The sequence below is a fragment of the Embleya sp. NPDC005575 genome (assembly GCF_040605455.1).
Taxonomy (GTDB): Bacteria; Actinomycetota; Actinomycetes; order Streptomycetales; family Streptomycetaceae; genus Embleya.
Map to the genome: position 1 here is coordinate 46,197 of NZ_JBEXCV010000001.1, position 17,368 is coordinate 63,564.

Below are 17,368 nucleotides of genomic sequence, written 5' to 3' on the forward strand. Positions count from 1 at the left end.
GGGTCGGATTCCGGCGCACGATGCCGGTTCGGGGCGACGCGCGCCCTCGTCCGGCGACGCGTGCCCTCGTGTCCGTCGTGCCATGACGCGCGCGACGGTGTCGATCGCCCCGAGCAACCCGAGGAGGCTTCCGGTGAGCAATTCCGCGCCCGTGGATCTGCGCTCGGACACGGTGACCCTGCCGACCGCGCGGATGCGCGAGGCCATGGCCACGGCCCGGGTCGGCGACGACTTCTACGGCGAGGATCCCACCGTACGCGCCCTGGAGGAGCGGGCCGCGCGGCTGATCGGCACCGAGGACGCGCTGTTCGTGGTGGGCGGCACGATGGCCAATCTGGCCGCAGTGATGGCGCTGGTCCCGCCCGGCCACGAGGTGCTCGCGGAGGCGGACTCCGACCTGGTCCGCTGGGAGTCGCACTCCACCTGCGGCCTCGCCGGCGTCCAGCTCACCCCGATCCGGGGGCACCGGGGCATGTTCGGCACCGAGCACATCGCCGAGTTGCTCGCCCGCGACGACTGGCGGGCCCCGCGTACCGGCATGGTCGCGGTGGAGAACACGCACAGTGCGAGCGGTGGTTCGGTATGGAACCTGGATCGCCTGCGCGAGGTCTCGGCGGCCTGCCGCGCGGCCGGTGTCCCGGTGCATTGCGACGGCGCCCGGCTGTTCAACGCGTGCCTGGCGGGCGGATACGCGCCCACCGCCGTCGGAGCACTGTGCGACACCCTGACGTTCTCTCTGTACAAGGGCCTGGGCGCGCCGATGGGTTCGTTGTTGTGCTGTACGGCCGAGGTGCGGGTGCGTGCGGCCGACATCCGGCGTCGCCTCGGCGCGACGCTGCGGCAGATCGGCATCGTGGCCGCAGCCGGCTCGATCGCGCTGGACGGAATCGACGAACTCGCCGCCGATCACCGGCGCGCCGCCGAACTCGCCTGCGGATTACGGGAGGTGCTACCCGAGTGGGCGGCGCCGGATCCGCCGCGCACCAACATCGTGACGATGCCGATCGGCGACTCGGCGGCCCCCTTCGTGGCGGCACTGGCCGAACACGGCGTCCTGGTCACGGAGGTGGTCCCGGGCGTGGTCAGGTTCGTCACCCACCGGGACGTGTCGGACGCGGGTGTGCGGCGAGCCGTGGCCTCCGCCGCCCGGGCCGCGGGCACACTGGTCGGATCGGCGGTGCCCGCATGAGCGCCGCCGAACCGGCCCCACCCCGGATCCCGGTCGTCCCCGTCGCGAAGCGTCCCGCGCCGCTGTCGACCGCGCAGGCCCGGCTGTGGTTCGTGCACACCAGCAGGCCGCCGACGGCCGAGTACAACCTCCAAGTCGCGCTGTTGCTGCGCGAAAAGCCCGATGTCGACGCGCTCGTCGGCGCGATCCACCGCCTCGTGCGCCGGCACGAGCCGCTGCGCACCGTGGTCGAACCGCGTCCGAGCGGGCCGCCGGTACAGCGGGTGCTGGACGAGGGTCCGCCCACCGTGGACCATCGACCGGCCGGGCCCGGCGCCGACGCGATGGAGCGCGCCGTCGCGACGGCGACCGAAGAGCTCCGACACGTCTTCGAGCTGGAACACGAACCCCCGCTGCGGGTGCGACTGGCCGGCCTCGACGACGCGGACGGCGCCGTCGTACTGGTCCTGACCCTGCATCACCTCGCCTTCGACGGCTGGTCCACCGCGATCCTGCTGCGCGAACTCGCCGAGGACCTGCGTCGGGGCGGCGGCCCGGAGCTGCCCGCGCCCGAGGTCTCCTACAGCGACTACGCCTGGTGGGAGCGGGACACGCTGGAACGCGAGCGCGAGTCGCTGCTGCGACACTGGCGCACCGCACTGTCGGGCGTACAGGAATTGGAACTGCCCACCGACCGGCCCGGACACGGGGTGGGCGGGGCGATGGGTACCGTGCAGCACGAGGTGTCCCCCGCGACCGTGCAGCGCCTGCGCGCGGTGGCCGCGCGGGCCGGGGCGAGCGCGTTCGCGGTCGCGCTGGCAGCGTGGTTCGCGGTGCTGGGCCGCTACAGCGGTCAGCGGGACTTCGTGGTGGGCACACCCGTCAGCGGGCGCACGGATCTGGCCCTGGAACCGCTGATCGGCTGCTTCGTCAACACGCTGTGCCTGCGTTCGGCGCTGCGCCCGGACGAACCCTTCGTCGAGCTGGTGCGCCGTACCCATCTGACGCTGGCCGACGCGCTGGCCCATCAGGCTTTGCCCTTCGAGGAGTTGGTCCGCGCCCTGGGCCCGGATCGGCGCAACGATCGCAATCCGCTCTTCCGGGCCTTCTGCTCTGCGGTGGACGCCCCACCCTCACTCGAACTCGACGGCTTGGAATGCGAGTTCGTGGCGCCTGAATACGAGCTGAGTCGGTTCGACCTGAACGCCACGTTCCTGCTCGGCGGGCCCCGGCCGATGCTGCGCCTCGACTACAGCAGGACCCTGTTCGACGACGCCACCGGCGCGGATCTGGCCGCCCGGCTGGGCGTGTTCCTCGACTGGGCGGTGAGCCGACCCGATCGCGCCGTGCGCGACGTGGCGTGGATGACGCCGGGTGAGCGGCGGCGGATCCTCGACACCCTGAAGGGGGAAGACCTCGAATGACCGGCCCGGGAAGGTTGTCGCCGCAGGCCCGCCGCCGGGCTCTGCGGTCCGTGCTGCGCCGGATCGACCACCAGGCGCGCGGGCGGGAGTTCACCGAGCCCCGCCCCGAGGGTGCCGAGGTGCCGCTCACGCTGGATCAGGAGTGGCTGTACACGGCCGCGTCGGCCGTTCCGGACCTGGCCCGGATGACGGTCGCGGCTCGCCTGGAGACCGGGCACCGGCTCGACCACGAACGACTGCGCGCCGCGGTCGAATCCGTCGCGGCGGCCACGCCCGCGCTGGGCCTGCTGGTCGGCGAACGCGGGGGCACCCTCGTGCAGACGCCGGGTCTCGGTGCCCGGGTGTGCTGGCACGACTCGCCGGACGAGCCCGCGTGGAGCCGACCGTTCGACCCTCGACGCGGTCCGCTGTGCCGAGCGGCGGTCACCGCGTGCGACGAGGGCAGCGCGCTGTCGCTCGCGGTGGCCCGGCATTGCATCGACCGGACCTCCGTGGGGCTGCTCCTGGCCGCCGTCGCGCGTGCCTACCAGGACGGCACGGTGCCGGTGACCGGCGGGTTCGATGTCGCGGACCACGCGTACTGGCATCGCCGTCGGTTCACCCCGAAGCACCTGGCCGACCTGCTCCCCACCGTCGCCGGCCGGCTGGGACCGGCGCAGCCCTCGCTGTTGCCCTACGACCGGCCGCCCGTCGCCGGGCCGCCGTCCGCGGGCGGTGCCGCGCTGCGCCGGCCGGCACCCGTGCCCGTCGACCCGCCGGTCGCACTGGTGGCCGCGGTGGGGGCGGCCCTGCGCAGGTTCGGCGCGTCGTCGCCGCTGCGGCTGGGCCTGGACGATCCCGGCCGGCACACGCCGCAGACCGCCGACCTGGTGGGGCGGCTCGGCACGGCCGGCGTGCTGGCGTTGCCGATCGACGGCGGCGTGGACGCGGCCTCGCTGACCCCTCGCGCCCGGGAGGCGGTCGCGGCGTCCGTACGAGAGCCGTTGCCGATCGCCGCGCTCGCCGACGCGTCGCCACCCACATGGGGGGCGGAACCGCTGCTCCCGGTGGGCCTGGACGCCGTGTCCCTACCGGTACCGCAGTTGGGCGGCGGCCCCGCCCGGATCCGGCTGATGCCCTCGCCCGTGCCGATGTACGACCTCGAACTGGTGCTGGCCGGCGATGCGAGCGGGTCGGCCGAACTGCTCGCCGAATACGACCCCGACCTCTTCGACCGCTCCACGGTCGACGCCCTCACCGCACTCGTCGCACACTTTCTGACCCCGGCGGCGAGCGCCACGTGGGAACCGGCACCGGGCGCCGTGGCGGAGCCGGCCGCAGGCGCCGCGGCCGAGCCGGCGTCGGAAGCCGTGGCGGATCCGGCCACAGGAGCCGTCGCGCACCCGGCGCCGGGCACTGTCGCAGATCCCGCGACTGGTACCGCGTCCCCGCCGCGCGCGGACGTGGTCCCCGCGACCGCGACCGCCCGGGAGGGCACCTTCGGCGGTGTCGACGTCCTCGCGGGCTGGGCCGACCGATCCCCGGACGACGTGGTGATCAGCGCGCCGGGCGGCGCGATGACGGGCGCGCGGGTCGTGGCGGCCGTGCGCGGGTTCCGAGAGGCGTTGGCCGAGGCCGGCGTACGGGTCGGTGACACCGTCGTCCTGCACGCCGACGACTCCGCCGCCGGCGCCGTCGCGTTGCCCGCCGCGCTCGGCTTCGGAGCGGACGTTCTGGTGCGCCGCGCCGAGGACCCGCCGACCTGGTCGGACCGGGTGGCGGACGCGGCGCACGCCCGGTTCGAGTTGTTCCCCGACGGCATCGTCACCGAGATCGCGCCCGCCCGTCGTGAACCACGCACGGCCTTTGCCCGCCTGCCCGAAGGCACGCCGGGCGCACTCCTGGTCGGCCTGCGGGCGTACCCGTCGCCACGCGTGTTGCGGATCCCGATGGCCGCACTGCTGCGCGCGGCGGTGCGGCACGCCGACGACTCGGGGCTGTCCGCCTCGGACGTGTTCGCGCCCGACTTCGAGTGGGCCGGCGAGGACGCGGCGATCTGCGTGCTCGCCGCCGCCGGTTCCGGCGCCACGCTGTTGCTGCCCACTCCTGGGACGGCCGACGCGCGCTTCGACGCGCTGGCCGAGGCCGGCGCCACGGTGGCGGAACTGCCCCGCACGTTCGCCGAGTCCGTCCCGGTGCACCTGTTGGACCTGCACGCCTCGTATCGGCGGCTCACCGAACCCGCGTCACCGGGCGAGCAGGACGACGCCGCACCGCGGCGCCGCTGGTGGTCCGCGGCGGCCCCGGACGCCGTGCTGACCGGCCCGGACCCGCACGGCTCGACCTGCCCGGCGCCGTACCACGTGCTCAACGACGACCTGATGGCCGTGCCCGTCGGCGGCACCGGGACGCTGTGGGCGCGGGTGGACCCCGGCGCGCGCTACCTCGATGAACCAGCCGCCTGTGCCGCCGATTTCCGTCCCGACCCGGCCGGCGACGGCGGTCGGATGGTGAACACCCGCGCGCTGGTCAGGGTCGGCGCCGGCGGCACGCTGCGCCTGGTCCGCCTGCCCGAGGACCGGGTGTGCGCGCATGGTCGCTCGATCCTGGTCGAGGACCTCGCGGCAGCGCTCGCGCAACGCGGTGGCCGGCCGGCCTCGGCGGGTGTGCAGCCGCTCGACTGGGGTTGGGCCGAGCATCCGTACGCGGCGATCCGGGCCGGCCTGCCGGATCCGTCCCCGGAGGACCTGGTCGACCTGCTGCGCCACGTGCTGCCGGCCGCGGCCGTACCCGAATGTGTACTCGTGGTCGAGGGCGACGGCGCGACGGCGGTGCGCACCGGCACCGATCTCGACCACGCCGCACGATCCGCCGCCGAACGCGGCGCCCGGTTCGATTCCCGCCCGTACACGCCGCCCGCGACCGACACCGAGCGCGCCCTGGCTGCGGACGTCCTCGTCCCGATCCTGGGTGTGCCCCGGGTGGGCCGCGACGACAACTTCTTCGGACTCGGCGGCACCTCCCTCCAGTTGATCCAGGTCCTGGCCCGGGTACACGCGACCCACGGAGTGGATGTCGCGCCGGCCGACGTGTTCGCGGCGCCCACGTTGCGCCGGCTCGCCGAGTCGATCGAGCGCGTGCGTGCCGTCGTGCCCCGGGAGCTGGACACCATCGACGCGCTGCTCACCACCGTGGAGGACGCCCCCGACGACGCCCCGGGGCCCGCACCGCAGCACCCGCCCGGGCCCGCACCGGACGGCATGACGAAGACGGATCCGATCGACCCGAATCGACTCTCGTGAGGTCACCGTGGCAGTGGTTACATCCGCAGACGGCCGCTCCGTTCCCGACCGCGTGCCCCTCTCCCCCGCCCGGCAGGACGTGCTCGTCGCGGCAGCCCTGGACGACTCGGCGCGCGGACCCGACCGCCGGGCGCACCTGACCCTGGCCGACGCGTCGGCGGCCGACGTGCATCGGGCCTGGCTCGAACTCATGGCCCTGCGGCCGGAGTTGGCCATCGGTGTGGACTGGTCGCAGGCTCGACCCGCGCTGGTCCGCACGGGCGTCGCGCCGCCGTTCCTGCGGGCCGACGACCCCGCGGCGGACGACCGTGCCGACGGCGGGGAACCCCGGCACGGACTCCCATCGGGGCCGGCGGGCGCGCTCGGCCGACTCTCGTGGTCGGACGCGACCCGCGAGGCCGTACTGACCTACCATCCGCTGCTGGTCGACGAGTTGGGCGCGCACCTGCTCCTGAGCGACCTGGCCGCCCTGGTGCGCGGCGAACAGCCGGTGGATCGGCCGGACGACCTCGTGCTGCGTCCGGACCCTGTGGAGCAGGCCGAGGCGACCGAGTTCTGGCGGCGCTCGCTCGCCGACGTCGACGGCGTCACGCCGCTGTTTCCCGAACCCGCCGCCCGGTGCGGGCGCGAACCCGGCACCGTGCGGGTCGCGCTGTCCGCTCCCGCGACCGTCGCGGTCCGCGCATTGGCCGCGGCCGTGCACTCGTGCAAGCTGCGGGTGGTCGCCGCCGCATGGGCATCGGTGGTGGCCAGGTTCCGTGGCGAACCGCTCGCCGTGATCGGCCTGTCGGTCGACACCCGGCCCCCCGCCCTGCGCGCGTGCCTGAGCCCCTTCGAACGCACCCTGCCCACGCCGGTGCGGCTGGACGACACTCCCGCTGCGGCGTGGATCGCCGAGTTGTCGGAGTGGATGGAAAGGGCCCGCGCACACGGGCAGCTCCCGGGCGCGGTCTTGCACGAACTCTCCGGCGCGGAACGCGGCCCGGCGCTGTACGACTCGGTGGTCGACGCGCGCGACGACGCCTCCGTGCCGGCGCCGGAGCCGGCCGGGCCGGCGCTCGTCGTCGGCGTCGAGGACGACGGTGCGACGCTGACCCTGGTGGCCCGGTACGCCCCGGAGGTCGCCGACGCCGAGCGGGTGGAGCGGCTGCTGCGCTGCACCGCGGCCGTGCTCACCGGGGCCGCCACCGCACCCGACACCCCGATGAGCCGGCTCCCCCTGGTCGACGCGACCGAGTGGGCGGCGCTGAACGCACACAACGACACGGCGGTGGACCATCCGCGCGACAAGTGCCTGCACCGGCACGTCGAGGATCAGGTGGACCGCACACCGGACCGCCCCGCCCTGGTCCACGAGGGCGAGTCGATGAGCTACGCCGAGTTGGACCGCGCCGCGAACCGCCTGGCACACCACCTGATCGAGCTCGGCGTTCGGCCCGACACCATCGTGGGACTGTGCGCGGAGCCCGGGTTCGAGCTCAACGTGGCCATCCTGGCGATCCTCAAGGCGGGCGGCGCCTACGCCCCGCTGGACCCCTCGTTCCCGCCGGACCGGCTGACCTATCTGGCCGAGGACCTGGACTGTCCGGTGCTGCTCGTGCAGAGGCACCTGGTCGCATTGTTGCCCCGGGCACGCAACCCGGTCGTCCTGGACGAGCCGCAGGCGTGGGCCCATCACCCGAGCGATCGACCGCGCACCGGGGTGGCTCCGGACAACCTCGCCTACGTGATGTACACCTCGGGCTCCACCGGTCGCCCCAAGGGCGTCCTGGTCCAGCACGGCGGCGCCGTCAACTTCGTGTGGTGGATCAGTCGACTGTACGAACTCGGGCCGGACGAAGCCGCGTTGCAGTGGACCGCGTACAGCTTCGACGCCGCCGTATGGGAACTGTTCCGGCCGCTGTTCGTCGGTGCGCGAGCCGTGCTCGCACCACCGAGACTTCACCTGGACCTGAACCGCTTCACCGAGCTGATCCGCACCGAGCGTGTCGCCACCCTGCACTTCGTTCCGGCGATGCTCCAGACGTTCCTCACCGCCGAGGACGCCGCCGCGTGCACATCCCTGCGTTTCGTCTTCGTCAGCGGCGAGCCGATCCCGCCCACGCTCGCCGAGCGATTCCACGCGACGCTGGACGCGGACCTGATCAACCTGTACGGCGTCACCGAGGTCTCCATCGACTCCACCTTCCACGTGGTTCCCCGGGAGAGCGGGCTGCCGTTCGTGCGGTCGGGGCGGCCGATGAACAACGAGACGACCCACGTCCTGGACCGGCACCTGGAGCCGGTGCCGTTCGGCGCGCGCGGGGAGGTGTACATCGGCGGCGAGAGTGTCACGCGTGGCTATCACGGGCGTCCGGGCCTGACCGCCGACCGGTTCGTACCCGACCCGTTCGCGGGCGGCGGGGCCAGGCTGTACCGCACGGGAGACGTGGCGACCCTGTTGCCGGACGGCAATCTGCATTTCCTGGGCCGCAGCGACCACCAGGTGAAGGTGCGCGGCATCCGAATCGAACCGCACGAGGTGGAGGCGGAGATCGCCGAACACCCCGGGGTCCGCGAGTGCCTGGTCGTCCCGTGGGGCGACGACAGCGAACGCAGCCTCGCCGGCTACATCGTGCCGCGTGCGGACGACTTGGACGTGGCCGAGCTGCGCGCCTTCCTCGCCGCGCGGATGCCCGGCTACATGGTGCCGACCTCGATCTCGCTGCTCTCCGCGTTCCCGCTCGGGCACACCGGCAAGATCGACCGCAAGGCGTTGCCCGCGCCGCAGCGCAGCATCGACGAGCGGTTGACCGCCGGCGTGGCGCCGCGCACCGACACCGAGCGGGAGGTCGCGCGGATCTGGCAGGAGGTGTTACGCGTGCCGAGCGTCGGCGTGCTCGACGACTTCTTCGCCGTGGGCGGCAACTCGCTGCTCGCGACCAGGGTGATCGCCGCCGTCCGCAGCCGGTTCGGGGTGCGCCTGCCGCTGCGCACGTGGCTGGAGTCCAGCGCCGTCGCGGACCTGGCCGCCGCCATCGACCGATATCGCGAGGGTGCGGAGAGCGTGGCCGCGCTGGTCGCCGAGGTCGCGGGCCTGGCGGAGGACGATGTACGAGAGGCGGGCCCGTGAGCACGGACAGCGGCGCGGACCTACGGGCGCGCATGGCGGCGCTTTCGCCGGCCAAGCGCGAACTGCTGACCGCGCGCCTGGCCGAACAGGGGCTCCTGCATCACCTGGACGGCGGCCCCGAGCGGGTCGAGGGAGAGCCGGACGAGGTCACCGTGAAGCAGGAGTCGTTGTGGCGGGCCCATCGGGACGGCGACGACGGCGACTTCCATCACGTCGGCCTGGTGTGCGCTTTTCCGCCGGAACGCGCGCCCGAGGACGTGGCGCGGGCCGTGCGTCGGGCGATCGAGTCGTACGAGGCGCTGCGCGGCTCCTACGTCGCGGCCGGGCCGGACGGCGCGCGGGTGCGCGTGCACGAGGCCGACGAGGTGCCGGTGGAGCGGGTCGTCGCGGCCTCGCCGGATCCGGTGCACGCCTTCCGGGCGGCGGGGCGACTGGCCTTGCGGGACGGGCGGTCGCCGTTTCGGCTGGATCGGCCGCCGGTGCGGATACGGGTGCTGGACGCGCGGCCGGCGGCGGTGCTGCTGACGGTGGTGGCGCACGACATCGCGTGTGATCGGTACGGGCTGCGCACGGTTTTGCTGCCGGCGCTGTGCGGGGTACCGGTGGCCGGCCGGTTGCGTCCGCGCGAGGTGGCGCACTGGCAACGGCGCAGTCTGGTCTCGGGGGTGGTCCGGCAGCAAGTCGAGCGCACCACCGCCCGCTTGATGGGGTCGGCGCCGCTCGGCCTGCCCGATTCGGGGGACCGGACGGGAGCGCGGATACCGGTGCGGATCGACGGTGCCACGGGCCGCGGACTCGACCGCCTGGCGCGGTCTACCGGATCGAGCCTGTTCGCCGTGCTGTTGGCGGCCTGGGGATCGGTGGTGGCCGAGTGTCACAACCGCGCGGAGATCCTGGTGGGGTGTTGCACCTCGGGTCGCCATCGACCGGAACTGGGCGGTGTGCTTGCCGACTTGGCCAATACGGTCGTCGTCCGGGTCCAGGCGCGACCGGCGGCGCGGTGCGCGGAGTCGATCCACCGGACCCGGGACGAGCTGACGGCGGCGTTGGGCGACGGTGACGCGCCCTTCGAGCGCGTCCTGGCCGCCCTCACCGGTGACGACGCGGTCCTGGACCAGGACATCCGGGTACGGCTGACCCTGGACGAGGAGGACGGGACGGCGTCCCTGCCCGGTTGCCTCGGCGTCGAGGACGTGGACTTCGGATACGCGAAGACGTCCTTGAGCCTGGAATTGGGTATCCGGCCCGATCGCGGGCTGGCAGGTGCGGTGGCCCATCGACCGGCGGACGTGTCCCGCGAGGCCGCCGCGGAGTTGACCGGGATGCTGCACGCCCGACTGGCGAGGCTGTCCCGGCTCACAGGTTGAGCGGCCGAGCGGGTACACGTCCTGATGCGCGATGCGCGGGTGGGTCGTCAGTGCCCGTCGGCGCTCGCCCAGACGAGGTCGCCTTCCCTCGGGTCGTGGATGTCGAGCAGATATCCACGACCCCAGGCCGTGCGGATGGACAGGTGCAGGGAGCCGATGCGTCGGCGCAGCCGCAGTATGCGCAGATCCAAGGCGTTGCGCCGCTGGGCACAGTCGCCCGGCCACACTCGACGGACCAGGCTTTCCCGGGACACGACCTCCTGGAACGACTCCACCAGGACGCGCATCAGATCCGCCTCCGCCGGAGACAGCGACAGTCTGCGTCCGCCGAAGCGCAGCACGCCCTCACGGTCGATGCACGGTAGTGCGCCCGCCTGGGCCCTGGCCGCGAGGGCGGCCCGACGGGCCCCGAAGTCCTCCCGACTGATCGGTGGCCTGACCCAGTCCTCCAGGACGTTCAGCCCCGTGGGCACCGAGACCCCGTGGCCCTCCAGGACCAGCAGGCAGGGCAATCCCCGCGACCTGCATACCGCGCGCTTTTCCGCCTCGGACGGCCACCGTAAAACCTTGACTTCCACATGATCACCATTTCGGAATGCTCATGGAAATTTCGGGCTCACGAGCGATGAAGTCGGCTCCGCACGTCATTCACCCACGGCTTTCGGCGAACCTTCGAGTATCGACGCGACCGAACTCGGGCACGTTCGCATATCGGGCCGGGATTCGTAATCAACGAATACGTCCGCCTGCCGTGCGCCGCACCTCACCACGCAAACCTGGTATTTGTATATGTATCCGATGTCGTTCCGTGCCCGTGCCCGTGCCCGACGCTGCGCGGCATTCCCCGGGCGGCGGCCCCGTCCCCGTGACAGCGCGGGCAATACTCGCCCATCGCAGGGTTTCGCACGACCGACTCGCCAACCGCCCCGCCCGATTCGATGCCGAGACCAACCGTTTCCTCGGCTTCGAGACACGAACGTGAACCGGGACCCACCGCCGCGCCGATCATGTCGTACCGCCGACGCCGCGTTACCCGCCGACTGTGAAACCATCTGTCCCGCCGCCATGATGCTAAACACAATTCGCTCGACGCAACCCGCACCGAGCGCTCGTGCCGGCATTCCCCGGCGGAATTACCCGGGCGGTGACACCGTGTCCACACGCGACCCACTCGGCGAAATCCCGCGACCGACGAACGAGTTGCGGGAACGGGCCGATCGGGTCGCATACGAAGGTCCGGTTCTTCGACGGGCACGTCCCGGACGTCGGTCACCGGCCGGATGCCGGGCCCGGGCTCGGTCGTTCCGGAGCGGGCCCGCGTCGCGTCGACGCGGGCCCGCGTGCCACTGCGCTCGGCCGCGACGGTGAGCGAATCGACCTGACGGCCGATGCTCGCGCACCGCAACCTGGCGAGCTCAGCGCCAAGGCCGGGAGTTGGGTTCGCCGACCTCACCGGGTGTGGTGAGGTCGGCGAGGGTGGGTTACGGGGTTACGGGGTTGCCGGCTTGCCCTGGCCGTAGAGCCAGGTGGCGAAGAGGGCGTCGAGGTTTTTGCCGGAGATTCGCTTGCTGAGGGCGATGAACTGGGCGGAGTCGCCGTGGCCGTAGCGGTGGTCGGTGGCCCAGGTCTTGAGGATGGTGAAGAAGGCTCGGTCGCCGACGGTCTGGCGGAGCTTCTCCAGGACCATGGCACCGCGCTCGTAGGGCGGCTTGGCGAAGAGGTGCCCACCGTCGCCTGGGTCGCCGGCCGGGAAGGACCACAGCGAGTCGGTGGCCGGCAGCGCGTAGTCGGCGGCGAACTGCTGGGCGGTGCTGAGCCCGCCGTGTTCGGCGGCCCAGAGCCACTCGGCGTACGTGGCGAAGCCCTCGTTCAGCCAGATGTCCTGCCACTTGGTCGGCGTGACCGAGTCGCCGAACCACTGGTGCGCCGTCTCGTGGACGAGCGTTCCGATGTCCGGGGCCCGGTCGTAGATCGGCCTGGTCTGCGTCTCCAGTGCGTAGCCGACGTCGGGCGCGTCCTCGACGATGGAGCCGGCCGCCTCGAACGGATAGCGGCCGAACAACCCGCTCTCCCATTCGATCACGGCGGGCAGTTGGTCCAGAACCGGCTTGGCCTCCGCGGCCTGGCTCGGTGCCACGGCGTTGTAGACCGGCAGGCCGCTCCTGGTCACGTACTGCTCGACCTGGAACTTGCCGATGCTCGCGGTGGCCAGATAAGCGGCCATCGGCTTGGACTCGGACCACGAGAAGGTGGTCCTGCCGGCCTGGCTGCGCTGGTCGCGAAGTCGGCCGTTGGACACCGCGGTCCAGCCGTCGGGAACAGTCACTTTGACGTCGTACGTGGACTTGTCGCTCGGGTGGCTGTTGCTCGGGAACCAGGTCATCGCACCCTGCGGTTCGTTGGCCACGAAGACCGAGCCGTCCGGCTGGATGATCCACCCGTCGGGAGAACCGTCGGGGTCGGTCACGTACTCCGGTACACCCGAGTAGGTGACCACGACATGGAACCTGCTGCCCTTGTCCAGCGCATGCGCCGGAGTGACCGTGAGCTCGGCGCCGTCGCGAGTGAACGCGGCCCGCCTGCCGTCGATCCGCACGCTGTCCACGGTCAGTCCGGACAGGTCGAGATTGAACGAGCTGAGCTTGTGCGTGGTCGTGACGGCGAGGTCGGCAGAGCCTTCGAGCCGTCTGGTCGTCGGGGTGTAGTCGAGGTCGAGACCGTAGTGGGCAACGTGGTACCCGCCGTTGCCGGACAGCGGGAAGTACGGGTCGCCCGCGCCCGGGGCACCGGGCGTCGCAGCGCCTCCCGAGGTGGCGGCGCCGACCAGCAGGGCGGCGAGTGCGGGGGTCGCGACGAGGGCGAGGACAGGACGGGCGAACTTCGAAGCCAAGGCGTGGGCCTCCTGTGTCGTGGCTGAATTCCGAGGTGGCGACGGATCCGGCGGCGCACACGATCAACGCGTCGCCGGGTCCGCGTGCCGAGCCCACGCACCTCGGCCACCGACTCGGACGCGACGCGATACGACAGGACACACGAATCCGACCCGGCGAGGGGTCGGACAGGGGAAAACGGACGAACGATAGCTGAAGCAACGAAGGAACGGGGGCGAAGCGACGAAAAAGCGAACGACTCAGCGGCAAGTCGGGAACAGGACACGGACAAAGCAGTACAAAGCACGCGAACACGAGCCGCGCCGGCAATCACTCTACGGTCGAACTTCTGGACGATGAACCAGCCCCGGGCAATCATTCGGGTGATAATCGGCCCACCCTCACCCTCACCCACCCCCGACCGCGTCGGTCGAGTCCGGCCAATGCTCAGGGAAACGCGTCGCGCCGGGGCGGCATCACCGCGTGGGCATCGGCCGATTCGTCCGGGACGTGGATCGGTGTCGGGCGGTACGGGTTGCCGATTCGGGGTCGGTCTCGGTCGCGGAGGGTGGACACGTGTGCCGTGGGTCGACGAGCTCGGAGTGGTCGACGGCGAAGGGCTCACAGTCCGAAGTGGCCTGGAAAGGCGCGCATCCGTCGTGGACCACGAGTGCCCGTTCCCATGTCCGAAACTGTACGACCCTTGTCGTTTAAGCCGATGGTGGGTGTCGTGCCGCCAACGGATCATGGACACGTACTCCTTTCCGCCGGGCCGCATCGTCGGTCGGGCCCCGGTTCCAGAGAGAGAAACAATGACCGAGAACAGCGCCTCGAACCCGTCCGCCGCCGCCGAGACTTCGCGCATGTCCTCGGCTCGCCCGGTCGCCGTCTACGGGGCCTACGGGCACACGGCGCGCTTCGTGGTTGCGGAGTTGCACCGCAGAGGCCGGCCCGTGGTGCTCGTCGGCCGGGATCGGGCGAAGCTCGACGACATCGGCGCCGACTACCCGGACGCACCGCGGTGGGTCGCCGCCGCCGACGATGCCGAGGCGCTGGATCGCGCGTTCACCGGCGCCGCGGCGGTCGTGAACTGCGCGGGCCCGTTCTCGGAGACCACGCTCGCGGTGGCCGATGCGGCCATTCGCGCGGGTGCGCACTACCTGGACGTGGCCGCCGAACAGGCTGCCACGGCAGCCTTGTTCGACACCCGGTCCGAGCAGGCTGCGGAGCAGGGGCTCGTCCTCGCGCCGTCGATGGCCTTCTACGGCGGACTGGGCGATCTGCTGGCCACCGTCGCCATGGGCGATTGGCCGAACGCGGACGAGATCACCATCGCCTTCGGGCTGGACAGTTGGCTGCCGACCGCGGGCACCCGGCTCACCGGTGAGACCAACGCGGGACATCACCTCGTGTTCACCAAGGGTCGGTTGAGCCCGTTCTCCTACTCGACCGAGGTCTCCGACTGGGAGTTCCCGGCGCCGTTCGGGAAGCAGCAGATCAACGAGTTCGCCACCGCCGACCAGGTGACCATCCCGCGTCACCTGGACACTCCGGAGGTCCGCGCGGTGATGAACCTCGCGCCACTGACGGACATCCGCGACCCGGCCACCCCGGCGCCCTCGGCCGCCGACGAGCGGGGCCGATCGGCGCAGACCTATCTCGTCGAGGCGGTCGTCCGCCGCGGCGATCGGGAGCGGCGTGCGGTGGTCGCCGGGCGCGACATCTACGCGGTGACCGCACCGATCGTGGTGGAGGCCGTCGAACGTGTCCTCGCCGAAGAGCACACCGCGACCGGCGCGGTCGCGGCCGGCCAGGCGTTCGACGCGGAGAGCTTCCTGCGCGCGCTCACCCCGGAGCACCTGACCCGATTCGAGACCTTCACCGAACTCCCGGCGGAGATCCCGGCGGACTGACCGGGACGCGAACTGCGCGCGGTCGAGCCGGGCCGCGGACCGACCCGGCCCGCCCGCGGCCCGGTCACCCGCCCGGCGGGGCCGAAAACAAGGCAGGACCGGGACCGAACGGGGGTCGGCCCCGGTCCGGCCGGACAACAACGCAGCGCCCCGACGCGGCAACCGCCACCGCCGCGTCCCGCCGAACGCGCGGCGACCTCACGTCCGAGTACGAACTCCCGCCGCATCCGGCCCCTACCCGGGCACCGCACCATCGCCCGCGAGGTGGTCGCGCATGTAGTCGCGCAGGTAGGCGTTGACGACTCGCTTGGCCTGGGTCAGCAACGCGGGGTCGCCGTCGGGTGCGGCGCGAAAGGCAAGTTGGAGCACCGCGTCGGCCGCGTGGACGCCCGCGCGGGCGGCGACCGCCACGTCGGGGGTGTCCGGCAAGGCGTGCTGGGCGATCAGGATCCGGCGGATACCGTCGGCGACGAGGTCGTTGTTGGTGTCGTCGACGCGCAGCAGCTCCGGGGTGAGCCGGCGGCCGGCGCGGATGGCGAGGTAGCCGGGGTTGTCGCGGTAGAGCTGGACGTAGTTGTCGAAGAGGGTGTCGATCAGCTCCGGCCAAGGGGCTCGGCCGGCGCGGTTGATGAGGTCGTCCATCGCCGCTGCGAAGGCGTCCATGTGGTGGCGGGCGACGGCCGCGAGGACAGCGGGTTTGTCCTCGAAGAACTGGTAGAGCGTACCGCTGGGGACCCCGGCCGCGGCGGCCAGGCGGCGCATGGTCAGGCCCTCCACACCGTCCTTGGCGAGGATGTCGGTGGCGGCGCTGAAGATCGCCTCCACCCGGGCGCGGCTGCGCGCCTGCTGCGGTCTCTTGCGCAGCCCGGCGGGTGTGTTGCTCTGCGTCATAGTTCTGGCCTCCGACGCGATTCTACGAGCCGCCGTCCGGCCTGCGTAAACGATCCGGTCGTCAGCCGGAGCGGCAGTTCGGCGTAGCTGCGCAGGGTGAGCCAGTCGCCGCGGGTGGCTTCGCCGCCGGCGCGCAGTCCCGGCAGCAACTCGGAGCAGACGCGCAGGGCGACGGATGCCTCCCGGCGGGCCAGCGGGGCGCCGAGGCAGTAGTGGGCGCCTCTCCCGAAGCTCAGTGACCGCCCCGTGACCCGAGAGGGAAGGAAGCGGTCCGGTTGCGGGAAGCGGCCAGGGTCGCGGTTCCCCGCTCCGAGGAGGAGCATGGCGTTCGTGCCCGCAGCAAGCCGGACACCCGCAAGTTCCGTATCGCATACGGCCCACCGTCCGGTGACCTGGATCGGCGAGTCGTGCCGCAGGACCTCTTCGACGAAGGTCTCGGCCTGTGCCGCGGTCCGCACGGCGGCCATGCCTTCCCCGCCGGTCAGCACCCGGGCGAGGGCGTTGCCGAGCAGACCTGCGGTGGTCTCGAAGCCCGCGACGAACAACAGCGCCAGATTGGTGAGCAGTTCGCGCTCGCTGAGCCGCTGCTCGTCGGTGTCGCGGACGTTCAGCAGCATGCTGGTGAGGTCGTCTCCCGGGCTGCGCCGCCGGTCGGCGACCAGCTCGGCGAAGTAGTCGAGCAGCCGCTCGGCGGCCTGGTCCGCGGCCATGAGCTGGTTCGGCGTCAGCAGCGGGTCCATGACCTTGCCGAGGGCCGAGACCTGCGGCCGGAACCACTCGCGGTCCTGTTCGGGCACGCCGATCAGGTCGGCGATGACATGGATCGGCAGGGGGTACGCGAGGTGGGCCATGGCGTCGGCGTCGCCGCCGTCGCCCAATGCTTCGGCGAGCCGCGCGACCAGCCGGCGGGCGGTGCGCTCGATGGACGCCTCCAGCGCGGTCAGGCGCCGCGGGGTGAAGGCATGTGCGACCAGGCGGCGGACCCGCTCGTGGTCGGGCGAGCGGCCCATGAGCATCGAGTCGGCGAACAGCGCGATGGACGGCAGATGAGCGATCTCGGGCCGGTGGAGCGCGTTGTAAGCGGCGTCGTGGACCTCCAGGTCCGGATGGCGCAGCGCCTGTTCGAGTTCGGCGTATCCGGTGACGAGTACGAGGTCGTCCGTGACGGGCAGGACCGGGGCGTGCGCGCGCAGTACGCGGTAGAAGGGGTAGGGATCGGCTCGCCCTTCGGGGGTGAACAGGGCGGCCAGCGCGTCCGCGGGGGACATCGCGGGTTCGGGCGTCAAAAGGGTGGTCGGCATGGCCGCGGCCATCGAAGTCTCCACATCGGCATCGGTCGGGG

General features: G+C 72.3%; 10 protein-coding genes. 6 read left to right on the forward strand and 4 right to left on the reverse strand.

Annotated features, from left to right (window positions below):
* The first annotated feature begins 133 nt into the window (after positions 1-133).
* From ABZS54_RS00200 to ABZS54_RS00220, 5 genes are read left to right on the forward strand one after another with little or no spacing between them, the layout of a single operon-like run.
* Entirely contained in the window at positions 134-1,189 is a 1,056-nt protein-coding gene (locus ABZS54_RS00200) for a GntG family PLP-dependent aldolase (protein ID WP_355528751.1), read from the forward strand.
* The gene (locus ABZS54_RS00205; protein WP_355528754.1) at positions 1,186-2,592 is read left to right on the forward strand and encodes a condensation domain-containing protein; all 1,407 of its coding nucleotides are present in this window, start codon (positions 1,186-1,188) and stop codon (positions 2,590-2,592) included. The genes ABZS54_RS00200 and ABZS54_RS00205 overlap by 4 nt, the downstream gene beginning before the upstream one ends.
* Complete coding sequence (locus tag ABZS54_RS00210) at positions 2,589-5,873, forward strand: phosphopantetheine-binding protein (protein WP_355528757.1); 3,285 nt, start codon at positions 2,589-2,591, stop codon at positions 5,871-5,873. The genes ABZS54_RS00205 and ABZS54_RS00210 overlap by 4 nt, the downstream gene beginning before the upstream one ends.
* Before the next feature lie 52 nt (positions 5,874-5,925).
* The gene (locus ABZS54_RS00215; RefSeq protein ID WP_355528760.1) at positions 5,926-8,985 is read left to right on the forward strand and encodes an amino acid adenylation domain-containing protein; all 3,060 of its coding nucleotides are present in this window, start codon (positions 5,926-5,928) and stop codon (positions 8,983-8,985) included.
* Positions 8,982-10,352, forward strand: coding sequence for a condensation domain-containing protein (locus tag ABZS54_RS00220; protein WP_355528763.1), 1,371 nt, complete (start codon positions 8,982-8,984; stop codon positions 10,350-10,352). The genes ABZS54_RS00215 and ABZS54_RS00220 overlap by 4 nt, the downstream gene beginning before the upstream one ends.
* Positions 10,353-10,399: 47 nt before the next feature.
* Here the strand turns inward: ABZS54_RS00220 and ABZS54_RS00225 are convergent, their stop codons facing one another.
* Positions 10,400-10,864 carry a winged helix-turn-helix domain-containing protein gene (locus tag ABZS54_RS00225; RefSeq protein WP_355528765.1) on the reverse strand — a complete coding sequence of 155 codons (465 nt, stop codon included), beginning with the start codon at positions 10,862-10,864 and terminating at the stop codon, positions 10,400-10,402.
* 977 nt (positions 10,865-11,841) lie between these two features.
* Complete coding sequence (locus ABZS54_RS00230) at positions 11,842-13,242, reverse strand: M1 family metallopeptidase (RefSeq protein ID WP_355528768.1); 1,401 nt, start codon at positions 13,240-13,242, stop codon at positions 11,842-11,844.
* Between the two features lie 792 nt (positions 13,243-14,034).
* Between ABZS54_RS00230 and ABZS54_RS00235 the strand changes: the two genes are divergently transcribed.
* Positions 14,035-15,135 (forward strand): saccharopine dehydrogenase NADP-binding domain-containing protein, encoded by a 1,101-nt coding sequence (locus tag ABZS54_RS00235; protein WP_355528771.1) that lies wholly within the window; start codon positions 14,035-14,037, stop codon positions 15,133-15,135.
* Between the two features lie 234 nt (positions 15,136-15,369).
* Here the strand turns inward: ABZS54_RS00235 and ABZS54_RS00240 are convergent, their stop codons facing one another.
* On the reverse strand, positions 15,370-16,026 hold the full coding sequence (locus ABZS54_RS00240; RefSeq protein WP_355528774.1) for a TetR/AcrR family transcriptional regulator: 657 nt from the start codon (positions 16,024-16,026) through the stop codon (positions 15,370-15,372).
* Complete coding sequence (locus ABZS54_RS00245; protein ID WP_355528776.1) at positions 16,023-17,339, reverse strand: cytochrome P450; 1,317 nt, start codon at positions 17,337-17,339, stop codon at positions 16,023-16,025. The genes ABZS54_RS00240 and ABZS54_RS00245 overlap by 4 nt, the downstream gene beginning before the upstream one ends.
* Between the last annotated feature and the right edge of the window lie 29 nt (positions 17,340-17,368).

Excerpts from the sequence above, each read along its gene's own strand:
- ABZS54_RS00235 (WP_355528771.1), top strand. The coding sequence starts at position 14,035 with ATGACCGAGAACAGCGCCTCGAACCCGTCCGCCGCCGCCGAGACTTCG.
- ABZS54_RS00210 (WP_355528757.1), top strand. The coding sequence starts at position 2,589 with ATGACCGGCCCGGGAAGGTTGTCGCCGCAGGCCCGCCGCCGGGCTCTG.
- ABZS54_RS00240 (WP_355528774.1), bottom strand. The coding sequence starts at position 16,026 with ATGACGCAGAGCAACACACCCGCCGGGCTGCGCAAGAGACCGCAGCAG.
- ABZS54_RS00245 (WP_355528776.1), bottom strand. The coding sequence starts at position 17,339 with ATGGCCGCGGCCATGCCGACCACCCTTTTGACGCCCGAACCCGCGATG.
- ABZS54_RS00205 (WP_355528754.1), top strand. The coding sequence starts at position 1,186 with ATGAGCGCCGCCGAACCGGCCCCACCCCGGATCCCGGTCGTCCCCGTC.